At 65.3% G+C, this 15,956-nt stretch carries 15 protein-coding genes; 5 read left to right on the plus strand and 10 right to left on the minus strand.

The window, feature by feature from the left end; translation table 11 throughout:
• The 5 genes from VFB18_RS14625 to VFB18_RS14645 all read left to right on the plus strand — a co-directional run.
• The coding region (locus tag VFB18_RS14625) for a TetR/AcrR family transcriptional regulator (protein ID WP_324976889.1) at window positions 1–700 on the plus strand (700 nt) is incomplete at its 5' end.
• Window positions 697–1,689: an HlyD family secretion protein gene (locus tag VFB18_RS14630; protein ID WP_324976893.1), complete on the plus strand. Its 993-nt coding sequence runs from the start codon at window positions 697–699 to the stop codon at window positions 1,687–1,689. The genes VFB18_RS14625 and VFB18_RS14630, both read left to right, overlap by 4 nt.
• On the plus strand, window positions 1,686–2,621 hold the full coding sequence (locus VFB18_RS14635) for an ABC transporter ATP-binding protein (RefSeq protein WP_324976896.1): 936 nt from the start codon (window positions 1,686–1,688) through the stop codon (window positions 2,619–2,621). Before VFB18_RS14630 ends, VFB18_RS14635 begins: the two co-directional genes overlap by 4 nt.
• Window positions 2,618–3,787 (plus strand): ABC transporter permease, encoded by a 1,170-nt coding sequence (locus tag VFB18_RS14640; RefSeq protein WP_414675779.1) that lies wholly within the window; start codon window positions 2,618–2,620, stop codon window positions 3,785–3,787. The genes VFB18_RS14635 and VFB18_RS14640 overlap by 4 nt, the downstream gene beginning before the upstream one ends.
• A 142-nt stretch (window positions 3,788–3,929) precedes the next feature.
• Complete coding sequence (locus VFB18_RS14645; protein WP_324976899.1) at window positions 3,930–4,415, plus strand: DUF1772 domain-containing protein; 486 nt, start codon at window positions 3,930–3,932, stop codon at window positions 4,413–4,415.
• A gap of 114 nt (window positions 4,416–4,529) precedes the next feature.
• Here the strand turns inward: VFB18_RS14645 and VFB18_RS14650 are convergent, their stop codons facing one another.
• The 10 genes from VFB18_RS14650 to VFB18_RS14695 all read right to left on the minus strand — a co-directional run bounded on the left by VFB18_RS14650 (window position 4,530) and on the right by VFB18_RS14695 (window position 15,885).
• Window positions 4,530–4,838 carry a non-heme iron oxygenase ferredoxin subunit gene (locus VFB18_RS14650; protein ID WP_324976901.1) on the minus strand — a complete coding sequence of 103 codons (309 nt, stop codon included), beginning with the start codon at window positions 4,836–4,838 and terminating at the stop codon, window positions 4,530–4,532.
• Window positions 4,839–4,901: 63 nt separating this feature from the next.
• The gene (gene lpdA, locus VFB18_RS14655; protein WP_324976904.1) at window positions 4,902–6,299 is read right to left on the minus strand and encodes a dihydrolipoyl dehydrogenase; all 1,398 of its coding nucleotides are present in this window, start codon (window positions 6,297–6,299) and stop codon (window positions 4,902–4,904) included.
• A gap of 110 nt (window positions 6,300–6,409) precedes the next feature.
• On the minus strand, window positions 6,410–7,753 hold the full coding sequence (gene odhB / locus VFB18_RS14660) for a 2-oxoglutarate dehydrogenase complex dihydrolipoyllysine-residue succinyltransferase (protein WP_324976908.1): 1,344 nt from the start codon (window positions 7,751–7,753) through the stop codon (window positions 6,410–6,412).
• A 17-nt stretch (window positions 7,754–7,770) separates the two neighbouring features.
• Window positions 7,771–10,641 carry a 2-oxoglutarate dehydrogenase E1 component gene (locus VFB18_RS14665; protein ID WP_324976911.1) on the minus strand — a complete coding sequence of 957 codons (2,871 nt, stop codon included), beginning with the start codon at window positions 10,639–10,641 and terminating at the stop codon, window positions 7,771–7,773.
• Between the two features lie 71 nt (window positions 10,642–10,712).
• The gene (sucD, locus tag VFB18_RS14670) at window positions 10,713–11,591 is read right to left on the minus strand and encodes a succinate--CoA ligase subunit alpha (protein WP_324976914.1); all 879 of its coding nucleotides are present in this window, start codon (window positions 11,589–11,591) and stop codon (window positions 10,713–10,715) included.
• A gap of 16 nt (window positions 11,592–11,607) precedes the next feature.
• Window positions 11,608–12,024: a PIN domain-containing protein gene (locus VFB18_RS14675; protein ID WP_324976917.1), complete on the minus strand. Its 417-nt coding sequence runs from the start codon at window positions 12,022–12,024 to the stop codon at window positions 11,608–11,610.
• Window positions 11,927–12,241 (minus strand): DUF6364 family protein, encoded by a 315-nt coding sequence (locus tag VFB18_RS14680; protein WP_324976920.1) that lies wholly within the window; start codon window positions 12,239–12,241, stop codon window positions 11,927–11,929. The genes VFB18_RS14675 and VFB18_RS14680 overlap by 98 nt, the downstream gene beginning before the upstream one ends.
• A gap of 31 nt (window positions 12,242–12,272) precedes the next feature.
• Window positions 12,273–13,442: an ADP-forming succinate--CoA ligase subunit beta gene (gene sucC / locus VFB18_RS14685; RefSeq protein ID WP_324976922.1), complete on the minus strand. Its 1,170-nt coding sequence runs from the start codon at window positions 13,440–13,442 to the stop codon at window positions 12,273–12,275.
• Window positions 13,443–13,571: 129 nt separating this feature from the next.
• On the minus strand, window positions 13,572–14,543 hold the full coding sequence (gene mdh, locus VFB18_RS14690; protein ID WP_324976925.1) for a malate dehydrogenase: 972 nt from the start codon (window positions 14,541–14,543) through the stop codon (window positions 13,572–13,574).
• A 136-nt stretch (window positions 14,544–14,679) separates the two neighbouring features.
• Window positions 14,680–15,885 (minus strand): Yip1 family protein, encoded by a 1,206-nt coding sequence (locus VFB18_RS14695; RefSeq protein WP_324976928.1) that lies wholly within the window; start codon window positions 15,883–15,885, stop codon window positions 14,680–14,682.
• Window positions 15,886–15,956: the final 71 nt, after the last annotated feature.

Consider the following 15,956-nt stretch of genomic DNA (forward strand, 5'->3'; position numbering starts at 1 on the left):
AGGCAGGGCGATGGCCGAGACGAAACGCGCGGCGCGCAAGCGGAACGGGAAGGCGGCGCCAAAGAGGCGCGCGCGCAAGGACACGCGCCCGCAGGAGATCGTGGCGGCGGCGTTCGAGGAATTCGTGAGCCACGGCTATGCCGCGACCAGGCTCGAAGACGTGGCCGCGCGCGCGCGCGTGTCGAAGGGGCTCCCCTATCTCTACTTCAAGACCAAAGAGGAGCTGTTCAAGGCGGTCGTCCGCTCGGTCATCTCGCCCGTGTTCGATGCCATGCGCGAGCGCATGCTCGCGACCGAGATGCCGTGCGAAGCCTTTCTCAAGGGGCCGTTCCTCGCCTTCATGCAGGAGCTCGTCGGCTCGCGCCGCGTGCTGATCGCGCGCCTCCTGATCGCCGAGGGTCACAAGCACCCCGAGCTCACCGGGTTCTATTACGAGCAGGTCATCGCCAAAGGACGCGAGACGCTCCAGGCGTTCATCGACCGCGGCGTCGCGCGCGGCGAGTTTCGCGCCACACCGCTTCGCGACTTCCCGCAACTCATCATCGCGCCGGCGCTGATGGCGGTGGTCTGGCGCGCGCTGTTCGAGCGGCACCATCACCTCGACACCGACGCGCTGCTCAAAACGCATATCGATCTCCTGCTCGATGCGATCAGGGCGCCGGGGGCGCCGGCGCCGGCCGGAAGCGGAGGCGCGCCATGAAGCAGAGAGGCTGGCTCATCGTCGCCGGGCTCGGCGCGGTCGCAATCGCGCTCGCGCTCTTCACCCTTCCCGCCAACAAGGAGCAGGAATTCGCAGGCTACATGGAGGCCGATCTCGTGCTGGTGGGCTCGGAGCAGGGCGGGCGTGTCGAGACGCTGTCGGTCGAGGAGGGCGATCACGTCAAAGAGGGCGATCCCGTCTTCACGCTGGAAAGCTCCGAGCAGGAGGCCTCGGTCGAGGCGGCCAAGGCCAGGGTCGCCCAGGCCGACGCCCAGCTCGCCGACGCCAAGGCCGAGCTCCAGCGCCCGGACGAGATCAGGGTGCTCGAAGCCGCGCTCAACGAGGCCAAGGCCATGCTCGTCGTCTCGACCAACAATCTCGAACGCGCCAAGGCGCTCTACGACAAGGGCTGGACTACCAAGGCCGCGCTCGACGACGCCATCGCCCAGCACGACCGGAACGAGGCGGCCGTGGCCGAGGCCGAGAAGCGCATCGTCGCGGCCAAGCTTCCCGGCCGCTCGGACCTGATCGACGCGGCGGCGGCCAACGCCGACGCGGCGCGGCATGCGCTCGCCGAGGCCGAGAAGAACCTCGCCAAGCGCAAGGTGTTCTCGCCCGCCGAGGGCACGGTCGAGGAGGTCTATTTCCGGCCCGGCGAGGTGGTGAACGCGGGCCAGGCGGTGATCGCGCTGCTCCCGCCGCAGAACCTCAAGGTGCGCTTCTTCGTGCCCGAGCCGGTGCGCGCCAAGCTTGAGACCGATCAGACGGTGAACGTTACCTGCGACGGCTGTCCGCCGGGGCTCAAGGCCAAGATCAGCTTCATCTCGCGCGACGCCGAGTTCACCCCGCCCGTGATCTTCTCGCGCGAACAGCGCGAGAAGCTCGTGTTCCTCGTCGAGGCGCGGCCTGAAGGCGAAGCGGGCGCGCTCACCGCGGGCCAGCCGGTGACCGTCACGCTCGCGCCCGGCCAGCAAATGGTGCGGCGATGAACGGCAAAGAGATCGCCATCGACGTCTCGGGCCTCACCAAGAGCTTCGACGGCAAGGTGGTGGTGCATAATCTCAGCCTCAAAGTGCCGAAGGGCGAGATCTACGGCTTCCTCGGGCCGAACGGGAGCGGCAAGACGACGACGCTGCGCATGCTGTGCGGGCTTCTGACCCCCGACTCCGGCTCGGGCACCTGCCTCGGCTACGACATCCTGACGCAAGCGGAGGCGATCAAGCGCAACGTCGGCTACATGACGCAACGCTTCAGCCTCTATGCCGACCTCTCGATCCGCGAGAACCTCGAATTCGTGGCGCGCGTCTATGGCGTGCCCAATCCGCGCCGCGCCGCGGCCGAGGCGATCGGCAGGCTCGGGCTCACGACGCGCGCCGACCAGCTCGCCGGCGAACTGTCCGGCGGTTGGAAGCAGAGGCTCGCGCTCGGCGCCTGCATCCTGCCCAAGCCCGGGCTCCTCCTGCTCGACGAGCCGACCGCCGGCGTCGATCCCAAGGCGCGGCGGGAGTTCTGGGACGAGATCCACACGCTCGCGGCCGAGGACGGCATCACCGTGCTGGTTTCGACCCACTACATGGACGAGGCCGAGCGCTGCCACGAGCTGGCCTATATCGCCTTCGGCGAATTGCTCGCGCGCGGCACGGCGAAAGAGGTCGTGGCGCAGTCCGGCCTCTCGACGTGGATCGTGACGGGGACTGACCTGCATCGGCTCGCGACCAGGCTCGAAGCGAGCGACGGCATCGACATGGTGGCGCCGTTCGGCGCCGAGCTGCACGTCTCGGGGCGCAACAAGCGCGCGCTCGATCAGGCGGTCGAAGCGGCCAGGAAGGCCGACGGCGCGCATCACTGGATGCGCGGCGAGCCGTCGCTCGAAGACGTGTTCATTCTCCTCATGGACGAGGCCAAGGACAATTTCGCATGAGCATGCCGTCGAACAACAACGGCTCGGCCAACCGCGATCCCGGCTTCCTCCGGCGCACCTGGGCGATGATCGTCAAGGAATTCGTGCAAATGCGGCGCGACCGCATGACCTTCGCCAGCATGATGCTGGTGCCCGTGCTCCAGCTCACGTTGTTCGGTTACGCCATCAACACCGATCCCCGCCACCTGCCGACGGCGGTGCTGACGCGCGACGACGGGCCGCTTACCCGCGCCGTGCTGGCGGCTTTGCGCAATACCGACCGCTTCGATTTCCGCTGGCAGGTCAACGATCCGCAAGAGCTCGACAAGCTGATCCGCTCGGGCCAGGCGCAGTTCGCCGTGGAAATTCCGGCGAGCTTCGAGCGCGACGTGCGCCGCGGCGACCGTCCCGCCGTGCTCGTCATCGCCGACGCCACCGATCCGGTGGCCACGGGAACCACGGTCGCGAGCTTGCACGGCGTCATCGACAGCGCGCTGAGGCGCGAGCTGCGCGGGCCGGACGAGCCGGTGACCAAGACGACGGCGCCCTTCGATATCACCGTGCAGAATCGCTACAATCCCGAAGGCCTCACCCAGCTCAATATTGTTCCGGGCCTGCTCGGGGTCGTGCTCACCATGACCATGATGATGTACACGGCGCTCGCGGTGACGCGCGAGATCGAGCGCGGCACGATGGAGAACCTGCTCGCCATGCCGATCAATCCGGTCGAGATCATGATCGGCAAGATCGCGCCGTTCGTTCTGGTCGGCTTCATCCAGATGTCGATCATCCTGATCGCGGCGCGCTATCTGTTCGACGTGCCGATCTTCGGCAGCGTGTGGCTGTTGATCGCGCTCTCCACCCTGTTCGCGGCGTCCAACCTCGCCGTGGGCTATACCTTCTCGACGGTGGCCGAGAACCAGCTTCAGGCGGTGCAGATGACGTTTTTCTTCTTCCTGCCGAACTTCCTGTTGTCGGGTTATGCCTTTCCCTTCCGCGGCATGCCGGGTTGGGCGCAAGCCATCGGCGAGGCGCTGCCGCTCACCCATTTCATCAGGATCGTGCGCGGCATCATGCTGAAGGGAAACGGGCTTGCCGACATGCAGATGGACGTGCTCGCGCTTTTCATCTTCACGCTGGCGGCGATGGGGCTTGCGCTGCTCAGATTCCGCCGCACGCTGGATTGACGGTCTTTTCCCTAACGTCGTCGTCATGCCCGGCCTTGTGCCGGGCATCCACGATTTGTTTGTTCAAAAATGCGTGGATGGCCGGGACAAGCCCGGCCATGACGAAAGAAAATACATCTTCGACTCAGAGACAGGTCTCACAATGACACTCAAGGCCGTTCGCTTCGCGGCTCTCATGCTTGCAGCGCTCACGCTCGGCATGGGCTTCTGCCATCTGCTTCAGCTCCCGGCGCGCATGGGCTGGGATCAGTATCTCTGGGTGGGTTCGACGGTGCAGGGCGGGCTCTATAGCCTGTTCGGCTCGATCGGGGCGATCATCGATGTGCTGACAGTCATCAGTCTCGGGCTCCTGGCCTATCTCGTGCGCGAGCATCACCGGCCGGGTGTCATGCTTGCGCTCGGCGCGGCGCTCCTGTTTGCGGCCGCGCTCCTCTTGTGGTGGGTGCTCGTCTATCCGGTCAATGTCGAACTCGCCAAATGGGTGAACGGTCCGGTGCCGTCCGACTGGACCGTCTATCGCGCGCGCTGGGAGTGGGGGCACGCAACCATCTCGCTGTTCGAATTCGTGGGCTTCGCCGCGCTGATCGGCTCGGTGCTTGCCGACACGCCGCGCAGCGGCGCGCAGTGAGTGAATTACTGTCATGGCCCGGCTCGACCCGGCCATGCACGCTTTGGGGGCCGCGCGCTGCAAATCGTGGATGCCCGGCCCAAGGCCGGGCATGACGGCGACGCCGTTTCGGGATCAGATCTCGACCTCGATGTCAGTGCCGATGACGCGCACGTTGTGGCGGGCGACCGCTTCGTAGGCTGGGTCGCACAGGACCTCGCCAGTGCGGATGTCGAATTTTGCGCCGTGCCACGGGCAGGTCACCTCGTGCCCCTCGATCTCACCCTCGGCAAGCGGTCCTTCCTCGTGCGTGCAGAGATTGTCGAGCGCGAAGAACTCGCCGCCGACATTGAACAGGGCAATCTGTTTGCCTTTGAGCACGACCAGGAGGGAGTGACCGGGCGCGATCTCGGTCGTGCTCGCGGCTCTGACGAATTCGCCCATGAACTCGTCCTCCTCGAAAATCAAACGCCAGCGCGTTGGCGCCGTTCCGGGTGTTGGGCTGCGTTACATATGGATGGGGCGCTTGTCGACGGCAAGCGCCGCTTCCTTCACCGCCTCGTTGAGGGTCGGGTGCGCATGGCAGATGCGCGCCAAGTCCTCGGCCGAGCCGCCAAACTCCATCAGCACGGCGGCCTCGGCGATCATCGTGCCGGCGTCAGCGCCGATGATATGCACGCCGAGCACGCGGTCGCGGCTTTCCTCGGCGAGCACCTTGACAAAGCCTTCGGTGGTGCGGTTCACCTTGGCGCGGCCGTTGGCGGTGAAGGGGAACTTGCCGACGCGATAGGCGATGCCGGCCTCCTTCAGCTCCTCCTCGGTCTTGCCGACCGAGGCGACTTCGGGGGCGGTGTAGATTACGCTCGGGATCACGTCGTAATTCACGTGGCCCGCTTGGCCGGCGAGAATTTCCGCGACGGCGATGCCTTCCTCTTCCGCCTTGTGCGCGAGCATGGGGCCTTTGATCACATCGCCGATCGCGTAGATGCCGGGGACACTGGTCTGGAAACGATCGTCCACGACGACGCGCCCGCGATTGTCGGTCTTGATGCCGGCCTCGGCGAGGCCGAGACCTTGCGTATTGGGGATGCGGCCGACCGCCACGAGCACGACATCGCATTCGAGCGTCTCGGATTTGCCGCCTTGGGCCGGCTCGAGGGTGAGCTTGACGCTCTTGCCCTTGGTGTCGGCCTTGACGACCTTGGTGCCGAGCTTGAAGGCGAGCCCCTGCTTCTCAAGCACACGCTTGAGCGCGTTGGCCACTTCGCCGTCGAGACCCGGAGCGAGCCGCGGCAGCATCTCGACCACCGTCACAGCTGAGCCGAGGCGCGACCACACCGAGCCAAGCTCGAGCCCGATATAACCGCCGCCGATCACCACGAGCCGCTTCGGCACGGCCTTCAGGGAGAGCGCGCCGGTCGAGGAGATCACCGTCTCTTCGTCGATCGCGATGCCGGGAAGCGCCGCGACTTCCGAGCCCGTGGCGATGACGATTGCCTTTCCCTCGACGACCTCCCTCTCGCCGTTGATGAAGGTGACCTCGACCCTGCCGGGGCCGAGGATGCGGCCGGTGCCGTGGAAATGGTCGATCTTGTTCTTCTTCAGAAGGAAGGCGACGCCGTCGACATTGCCTTTGACCCCTTGGTCCTTGAAGGCGAGCATGGCGGGAAGATCGAGCGCCGGGCTAACCTTGATGCCCATGGCGGCGAAGCCGTCGGCAGCCTCGGCATAGCGCTCGCTTGCGTGCAGCAGCGCCTTCGAGGGGATGCAGCCGACATTGAGGCAGGTGCCGCCGTGGGTGGCGCGCTTCTCGACCACCGCCACTTTCATGCCGAGCTGGGCGGCGCGGATGGCGCAGACATAGCCGCCTGGCCCTGTGCCGATCACGATCAGGTCGTAGGCCATTGATCACGCTCCATTCGGGTGAGGGGTAATCGAGAACACGGCGCTTGTCACCCTCGCCCGGCATGCGGCGCGCGCCGCATGCCAACCCTCTCCCATCAAGGGAGAGGGGTCTAAAGATCGAGAACGAGGCGCTTCGGATCCTCGATCGCGTTCTTGACGTGAACCAGGAAGGTCACGGCGTCCTTGCCGTCGACCAGGCGGTGATCGTAGGAGAGGGCGAGATACATCATCGGCCGAGCCACGATCTGCCCGTCGCGCACCACCGGCCGCTCCTCGATGCGGTGCATGCCGAGAATGCCCGATTGCGGCGCGTTGAGGATCGGGGTCGAGAGCAGAGAGCCGTAGATGCCGCCGTTCGAGATGGTGAAGGTGCCACCCTGCATCTCCTCGAGCGCGAGCTTGCCCTCGCGGGCGCGGACGCCGAAATCGGCGATCGCCTGCTCGATCTCGGCGAGGCTCATCTCGTCGGCGTCGCGCAACACGGGGACGACGAGGCCACGGTCGGTGCCGACGGCGACGCCGATGTGATAGTAGTTCTTGTAGACGATATCCTCGCCGTCGATCTCGGCGTTGACCGCGGGGATGTCCTTCAGCGCCTGCACGCAGGCCTTCACGAAGAAGCCCATCAGGCCGAGCTTGATGCCGTGCTTCTTCTCGAAGGCCTCGCGATACTCGCTCCGGATCTCCATCACCCCGCTCATGTCCACGTCGTTGAACGTGGTGAGCATGGCGGCGGTGTCCTGCGCCTCCTTGAGGCGCTTGGCGATAGTCTGGCGGAGCCGCGTCATGCGCACGCGCTCTTCGCGCGCGGCATCGTCCTTGGGCACGGGGGCGCGCGGAGCAGGGGGCGCCTTAGGCTTCCGCTCGCGCTTGAGCAGCGCCTCGGCGGCGCGCACCACGTCGTGCTTCAACACCTGGCCGCGGCGGCCCGAACCTTCGACATCGGCGGTCGCGAGTTTCTTCTCGGCCAGCACCTTGCGTGCGGCGGGCGAGGGCGGCATCTCGTCGGGCTTGATCTCCTCGCGGCGCATCGGCTCGCGCTCGAGCGGCTTGGGTTGAACCGGTACGGACTTCGCCGGCGCACCGTCGGGCTTCGGCGTGCGCAAGGCGGGCTCATCGGCCATGGGCCCAGCTTCGGCCGTCGCAAGATCGACCAGGGCGGGCCCGGAGGCCTTTGCCGCGTCCTTTTCCTTGGCGGGCTTCGCCTTGGCTTCGCCGCTTTCGGCGATGGCGCCCAAAAGGGCGCCGACCGCGACCGTCTCGCCCTGCTTGACCGCGATCTCGGACAGCACGCCAGAGGCGGGCGCCGGAACCTCGACGGTGACTTTGTCGGTTTCGAGCTCGACCAGCGGCTCTGCGGCAGAGACGGCCTCTCCCGACTTCTTGAACCACTGGCCGACCGTCGCCTCGACGATCGACTCTCCCAGGGCCGGCACGCGGATCTCGGTGGTCATGGCCTCGTCTGCCCCTGTTATCCCAATGCCTCTTCAAGAAACGCCTTGAGTTCAAGGACGTGTTTGCTCATCAACCCGGTCGCGGTCGCCGCCGAAGAGGCCCGCCCGGCATAGCGCGGGCGCCGATGCTTGGCCCCGATATGCTCGAGCACCCAGGAGATGTTGGGTTCGATGAAGGTCCAGGCGCCCATGTTCTTCGGCTCCTCCTGGCACCATACCATCTCGGCATCTTTGAAACGTGACAGCTCCTGGATTAGGGCGCGTGCCGGGAACGGGTAAAGCTGCTCGATCCTGAGGAGGTAGACGTCGTTCACCCCTCGCTTCTCCCGCTCGTCATAGAGGTCGTAATAGACCTTGCCGGAGCAGAGCACGACGCGCCTGATCTTGTCGTCGGGGACGAGCTTGATGGCCTGGTCGGGGAGGAACTGCGCGTCGTCCCACAACAGGCGATGGAAGCTCGTGCCGGGACCGAGCTGATCGAGATTGGAGACCACGCGCTTGTGGCGCAACAGCGATTTCGGCGTCATCAGCACGAGCGGCTTCCGGAAGTTGCGGTGCAGCTGGCGGCGCAGAATGTGAAAGTAGTTCGCCGGCGTCGTGCAATTGGCGATCTGCCAGTTGTCCTCGGCGCAAAGTTGCAGGTAGCGCTCGAGCCTGGCGGAGGAATGCTCCGGGCCCTGCCCTTCGTAGCCGTGCGGCAGGAGCAGAACGAGACCCGACATGCGCAGCCATTTGCGCTCGCCCGATGAGATGAACTGGTCGATAATGACCTGAGCGCCGTTGGCGAAATCTCCGAACTGCGCCTCCCACAGCACGAGAGCGTTCGGCTCGGCGAGGCTGTAGCCATATTCGAAGCCGAGCACGGCCTCCTCCGACAGCATCGAGTTGATCACCTCGAACTCGGCCTGCTCCTTCGAGACGTGCTTGAGCGGGGTGTATTTCTTCTCGTTTTCCTGATCCATCAGCACGGCGTGACGCTGCGAGAACGTGCCGCGCTCGGAATCCTGGCCCGACAGCCTGACGCGGAAGCCCTCGACGAGAAGCGTGGCGTAGGCGAGCGACTCGGCCGTCGCCCAATCGATCCCTGTGCCGTCGTCGATCATTTTGCGGCGCGCGGCCATGATGCGGGCGATGGTCTTGTGGGGGTGGAAGCTCTTGGGGATGGTGGTGATCTTGCGGCCGACCTCGCGCAAAAGGTCGAGGTCGACGCCGGTTACGCCGCGGCGGGCGCCTTCCTCGGCATGGCCGATGCCGGACCATTTGCCGTCGAGCCAGTCGGCGCGGTTCGGGCGATAGGCCTCGCCCGCGGCGAATTCCTCCTCGAGGAAGCTGCGGAACTCGGCCTGCATGCGGTCGATCTCTTCGCGGGTGAACACGCCTTCCTCGATGAGGCGGCGCGAGTAAACCTCCACCACACTCGGATGCTCGCCGATGCGCTGATACATCAGGGGCTGGGTGAAGGCTGGCTCGTCGGCTTCGTTATGGCCGTGGCGGCGGTAGCAGAACATGTCGATGACCACGGGCTTGAGGAAGCGCTGGCGGAACTCGGTCGCCACCTTGGTCACGTAGACCACGGCCTCGGGGTCGTCGCCGTTCACATGGAAGATCGGCGCATCGATCATCTTGGCGACGTCGGACGGATAGGGCGAGGAGCGCGAGAAGCGCGGCGCCGTGGTGAAGCCGATCTGATTGTTGACGATGAAATGGATCGAGCCGCCGGTGCGGTGGCCGCGGAGCCCCGAGAGCCCGAGGCATTCGGCGACCACGCCCTGTCCGGCGAAGGCGGCATCGCCGTGCAGGAGCAGGGGCAGAACCTGGTTGCGCTCCTTGTCGTGAAGCTGGTCCTGCTTGGCGCGCACCTTGCCGAGCACGACGGGATCGACGATCTCGAGATGAGACGGATTTGCGGTCAGCGACAGGTGCACGCGATTCTCGTCGAATTCGCGGTCGGAGGAGGCGCCCAAGTGATATTTCACGTCGCCCGAGCCCTCGACCTCCTCGGGATGGGCGGAGCCGCCTCTGAACTCGTTGAAGATCGCCCGGTAGGGCTTGGCCATGACGTTGGCGAGCACGTTCAGGCGGCCGCGATGCGGCATGCCGATCACGATCTCCCTCACGCCGAGCTGACCGCCGCGTTTGATGATCTGTTCGAGCGCCGGCACCATCGCCTCGCCGCCGTCCAGCCCGAAGCGCTTGGTGCCGGTATATTTCACGTCGAGGAAGCGCTCGAAGGACTCGGCCTCGATCAGTTTCTTGAGGATCGCCCGACGTCCGCGCTGCGTAAAACTCACTTCGCGGCCTTCGATGCGGTCCTGGATCCAGGTGCGCTGCTCGGGATCGGAGATGTGCATGTACTCGACGCCGATCGTGGCGCAATAAGTGCGCCGCAGAATGTCGAGCACCTGGCGCACGGTGCCGAATTCGAGCCCGAGCGCGCCGCCGACATAGATCGGACGATCGTAGTCGGCTTTGGTGAAGCCGTAGGTCTTGGGCTTGAGCTCGGGATGCTCGCGCCTGGTGACGAGCTCGAGCGGGTCGAGCTTGGCGATGAGATGGCCGCGGGTACGGTAGGCGCGGATGAGAAGGCGAATGCCGAGCGAATCGCGTGCGGCGGCGACGGCGTCAGGCTCGCCGGCGTAGCCTTCGGGAAGCCGCAAGGCGGCGGGCACGAGCGAGCGGCCGTTCGTGGGAGCCCAGGAGGGACCGCGGGCCGAGGCGAGAACGTCCTCGGGATCGTCGTCGAGGCTGGCGAAGAATTCACGCCACGCGGGATCGAGCGAATATGGCCGCTCCTGATAGCGGGCGTAAAGCTCCGCAAGATAGGTGGCGTTGGCCCCTTCGAGAAACGACGTGTTGGCGAACACATCGTTCAGTTCGTGTCGCGTCATTGATCAACCCTGCCGGTCGTTGAGCCACTACCGGCGTGCCGGGCAAACAAGGCGAGCGTTGGGCGCCCGGCTCACCTCTCATGTAATATGCGTGCAAGGGTTGTTCCAAGGGCCGCGGGCGAATTGGCCACAACGATACCGGCGTCCCGCATTGCCTCAATTTTGTGCTTGGCGTCGCCCTTGCCGCCCGAGATCACGGCACCGGCGTGGCCCATGCGCCGGCCGGGCGGGGCCGTCGAGCCGGCGACAAATCCGACCACCGGCTTTTCTGTCCCGGCTTGGGCCAGGAAGGCCGCGCCTTCCTCCTCGGCGCTGCCGCCGATCTCGCCGATCATGATGATGGCTTCGGTCGCATCGTCGGCCAGGAACAGCGAAAGCGCATCGACGAAATTCGTGCCGTTGACCGGGTCGCCGCCGATGCCGATACAGGTCGACTGGCCGAGCCCTGTGGCCGTGGTCTGGGCCACCGCCTCATAGGTGAGGGTGCCCGAGCGCGAGACGATGCCGACCTTGCCGGGCCTGTGGATATGCCCCGGCATGATGCCGATCTTGCACTCGCCGGGGGTGATGACGCCCGGGCAATTCGGGCCGATCAGGCGCGTGTCCGAACCGGTCAGCGCGCGCTTGACCTTGACCATGTCGAGCACGGGCACACCCTCGGTGATGCAAACGACGAGCCTGACGCCGGCGTCGATCGCCTCGAGGATCGCATCGGCGGCGAAGGCCGGCGGCACGTAGACGGCGCTCGCATCGGCGCCGGTCTTCGCGACCGCCTCGCGCACCGTGTCGAATACGGGCAGCCCGAGATGCTTGGTGCCGCCTTTGCCCGGCGTCACGCCGCCGACCATCTTGGTGCCATAGGCGATCGCCTGCTCGGTGTGGAAGGAGCCTTGGGCACCGGTGATGCCCTGGCAGATGACGCGCGTATTCTTATCGACGAGAACTGACATGAACCCCAACTGACCTTCAGATGAATGGATTGACGACCCGGACCGGTCCGTAGCTCTGGCCGTGATTGAGATCTTCGGTATACACGACGTCCGTCCCTAAGCGCTCAGCTGCTGCAAGGATCGCACCATCCCAGTAGCTGATGCGGTAGCGTTGCGAGATCTCAGTGGCTGATTGGATGAGAGGGATATCGACCACGGCGCAAGGCTGCAGTTCAAGTCTTTTCACCCATTGCAAAGCTTCGGCGGCGGTGAGCGGTCTGTCGGGCTTGCGCCTAACCGTCGTGTAGAATTCTTGAATGACTTGCGTCGACGTGCCGAAAGGCGATTTGAGCAGCTCAGCCGCCTTTATCTTCTTCGTCCGCTCGGTCTCGTTCGCCGAAGCCGCGTAGATCAGGATGTTCGTGTCGAGGAGGTACTCGACCTTCGTATGCATCGTCCCGGTTCCATTTCCATGAGCCCATACGGGCGGGAGACTCCTCCGACATCCTCACGAGTTCCTGTCGCGCCTGCGTTGCACGCTCTTCGCGCTGCTTGTCAAATTGGGCGAGAAACTCGCGAACGAGCGCGTTCACCGTGGTGCCGTGCTCGGCGGCATAGATGCGGGCTGCGCGCAGCACCTCTTCTTCGATGGCTAGGGTGATGTTCTTCATTCACACATAATATGTGTAACTGTGTGACCCTTCAAGCTGCGGACTTGACGGCGGCGACGGCCTTCTTGGCGGCATCGTCGAGGTCGTCGGCAGGGATGATGGCGAGGCCAGATTTCTCGAGCAGCTCCTTGCCGAGGGCCACGTTGGTGCCCTCGAGGCGCACCACGAGCGGGATTGCGAGCTTGACTTCGCGCGCGGCGGCGATGATGCCCTCGGCGATGGTGTCGCAGCGCATGATCCCGCCGAAAATATTGACCAGCACGCCCTTCACGTTCGGGTCGGACAGGATGATCTTGAACGCTTCGGTGACGCGTTCCTTGGTTGCGCCGCCCCCAACGTCGAGGAAGTTGGCGGGCTCCCCGCCGTAAAGCTTGATGATGTCCATGGTGGCCATGGCGAGGCCGGCGCCGTTCACCATGCAGCCGATATCGCCGTCGAGCTTCACGTAGGACAGGTCGTGCTTGGAGGCTTCGACCTCGGCGGGGTCCTCCTCATGAATGTCGCGAAGCGCGGCGATGTCGGGGTGGCGGAAGAGCGCGTTGTCCTCGAACGACATCTTGGCGTCGAGGCAGACGAGATTGCCTTCCTTGGTGACCACGAGCGGATTGATCTCGATCAGGCTCGCGTCCTTGTCGAGGAAGAGCTTGTAGAGGCTCGCGACGAGGCTCGCGCATTGCTTGGCGAGCACGCCTTCGAGCTTAAGAGCGGAGGCGATGGCGCGGCCGTGAAAGGCGCTCAAACCGGAAGCCGGATCGATGGTGAGCGTGGCGATCTTCTCGGGCGTTTCGGCCGCGACCTTCTCGATGTCCACGCCGCCCTCGGTCGAGGCGATGAAGGCGATGCGGCCCGAGCCGCGATCGACCAACAGGGAGAGATAAAGCTCGCGCGCGATGGTCGTGTCCTTCACCACGTAGACGCTGCGGACGATGCGGCCCTTCGGCCCGGTCTGCGGGGTGACCAGCGGCTTGCCGAGCATGCGGTCGGCCTCGGCGTGCAGCTCTTCGAGCGTCTTGACCAGCTTGATGCCGCCGCCTTTGCCGCGGCCGCCGGCATGGATCTGCGCCTTCACCACCAAGGGGCCGCCGCCGAGGGCCTCGGCGTGCGCTTTCGCCTCGTGCGGGCTCGCGGCGATACGGCCTTCGGCGACCGGCGCTCCGTACTGCTTCAGGAGGTCCTTGGCCTGATATTCATGAATGTTCATCTGAAAAACCTTGTCTACCGAAGCCGTCATTGCCGGGCTTGACCCGGCGATCCCGGAGCCACGCTCCCTGAGCGAACCGCCCCGGCTGCGCGGCTCAAGGCCGGCATGACGAGCATCAAAGCTGGCACATTAGCTCGATGTGGCAAGCGTCGGCGCGATCCTCTGGCACAGCTCGACCAGCGCCTTCACCGCCTCGACCGAGTGGAGGAAGGCGTCCTTCTCGGCCGAGGTGAGATCGAGCTCGATGACGCGCTCGACACCCTTGTTGCTGATGATCACCGGCACACCGGCATAGATCCCCTTCACGCCGTATTCGCCGTTGAGATAAGCGGCGCAAGGGAGCACGCGCTTCTCGTTCTTGAGATAGGACTCGGCCATCTCGAGCGCGGCGGCGGCGGGCGCATAGTAGGCCGAGCCGGTCTTGAGCAGGCCGACGATCTCGGCGCCGCCGTCGCGCGTCCGCTGCACGATCTCGTCGAGCCGCTTCTGGGTGATCCAGCGCATCTTGACGAGGTCGGACAAGGGAATGCCGGCGACCGAGCAATAGCGGATCAAGGGCACCATGGTGTCGCCGTGGCCGCCGAGCACCATGGTGGAGATGTCTTCCGGGCTGATATCGAATTCCTCGGCGAGAAAGAAGCGGAAGCGGGCGGAGTCGAGCACGCCCGCCATGCCGACCACCTTGTTGCGCGGGAGCCCGCTCGTCTTCTGCAGCGCCCACACCATGGCGTCGAGCGGGTTGGTGACGCAGATGACGAAGGCTTCCGGCGCGTATTTGCGCAAGCCCGCGCCTACCTGCTCCATGACCTTGAGATTGATCTCGATGAGGTCGTCGCGGCTCATGCCGGGCTTGCGCGGGACGCCCGCGGTCACGATCACGACATCGGAGTCCTTGAGCTCGGCATATTCGTTGGTGCCGCGCATTTTGGGGACGTAGCCCTCGATCGGGGCCGACTGGGAGAGGTCGAGCGCTTTGCCCTGGGGCACGCCGTCGACCACATCGAACAAGATGATCTCGCCGAGCTCCTTGATGCCGGCGAGGTGAGCGAGCGTGCCGCCGATCTGGCCCGCGCCGACCAGCGCAATACGATTACGCGCCATGCAAAACCCCCTTTGTTCGACGCCAAAACCCGCCCCAAAGGGGCTGATCCACGCGGGGATTTGGTTAAATGCAATCGGCGTTCGGCGCAAGGTGCTGGTTTAGGCCGGCGCGGAACGGAGAGTGGGCCGAATAAGCCTATTTGGCGAGCGCCTCGACTTGGCCGAAATCGACGGCAGCCACCGCGGCCTTCAGCTCATCCATGGTGGCGCCTTCGCCCTCGGCCTCGACCATGACCCGCTCGCCCACGATCACGGCGAATTTGCCGGCCTTGGTTTCGCGGTTGAACTCCTCCATGGTCATGCGGCCATCGACCTGCCCCAGCTTGGAATAGGAGGTCGCGGTCTCCTCGCTCGAGCTCGCGCCGAAGATGCTGCCGAGCGTGGCAAGTGCGCCGGCAGCGCCCATGTCGGTCAGCGACAAGGTGATGCGCGCATCGCCCTTCTGGTACACGCCCTTGGCATTGCCGAAATCGAATCCCGCGGCGCCGCCGGAGGCGGTCGACAGGTCGGTGCGGGCGAAGCCGCCCGGGAGGCTCGGGGGCAGGAACGATTTCAGAGCCTCAGGTGCGATGGGTGAGGGACGCGTGCCTTTGGCATCGTCGCCTGCGCCTTCGTCGGAGGATGACTCGGCCTGCTTTGACATTTGCTCGAGGCGTTTGGCGGCCTTGTCGAGCTTGTCCATGTCGATGTTCACGCCCCCCGGCAGGCTGATCTTGCCGCCCACTTCGCCCACCTCGCTCGGCCCAGGCACGGGAACGAGCGCGCCGATCAGGGCCGCCACGATGAGGCCGAGAACAAGACCCACGGCGATTAGCGCGCCGGTGAAGGCGAGTGCCCGCTCTTGCGGCACGCGCATGACGACGGGAACGCCGGTGTAAAGCAGATAGAGGCTATAGAGGCCAAGCACGGCAAGCACGTGCAAGAACGGGAGCAGGTAGAACACCCCGGCAAGCCAGCTTGCGGTCGCCGAATAGGCGGCGAGCTTGAAGGCGGCGACGCGGTCCTTTTCGCCGCTGAAGCGGGGGGCGAGCGCCTCGATGATCAGGGCGAAGACATAGACCCCGGCGAGCTGCACGAGATATTGCAGGATCGCGGTGGTCACGGCGCCAAAGACCGTCGGGCGATAGGTGAATCCGCCGACGCCGTAACCAAACAGGAGGCTGCCGATCAGGGTGCAGAGCACCGGTACCGCAGCGAGGTAGACGACGTAGCTCTGGTAAAGACTGCCGACCGTCGCCGGCTCGGCCGCGATCTTGGGCCATTCCTCTTTGGGGTTGAGCAGAAGGTCTCTTGCGCGGGCGATCAGGGCGGCACGCGCTTCAGGCGTAGGCATGAGGTCCATCGCTAGCCCCCTCTTTTCGATTGGCTGAAGAGCTTAGCATGGAGCGCGGTCGCGCGCTCGGTTCGCGCGGG

This window comes from Methyloceanibacter sp. (assembly GCF_035650995.1).
In the GTDB taxonomy this organism is placed as follows: Bacteria; Pseudomonadota; Alphaproteobacteria; order Rhizobiales; family Methyloligellaceae; genus Methyloceanibacter.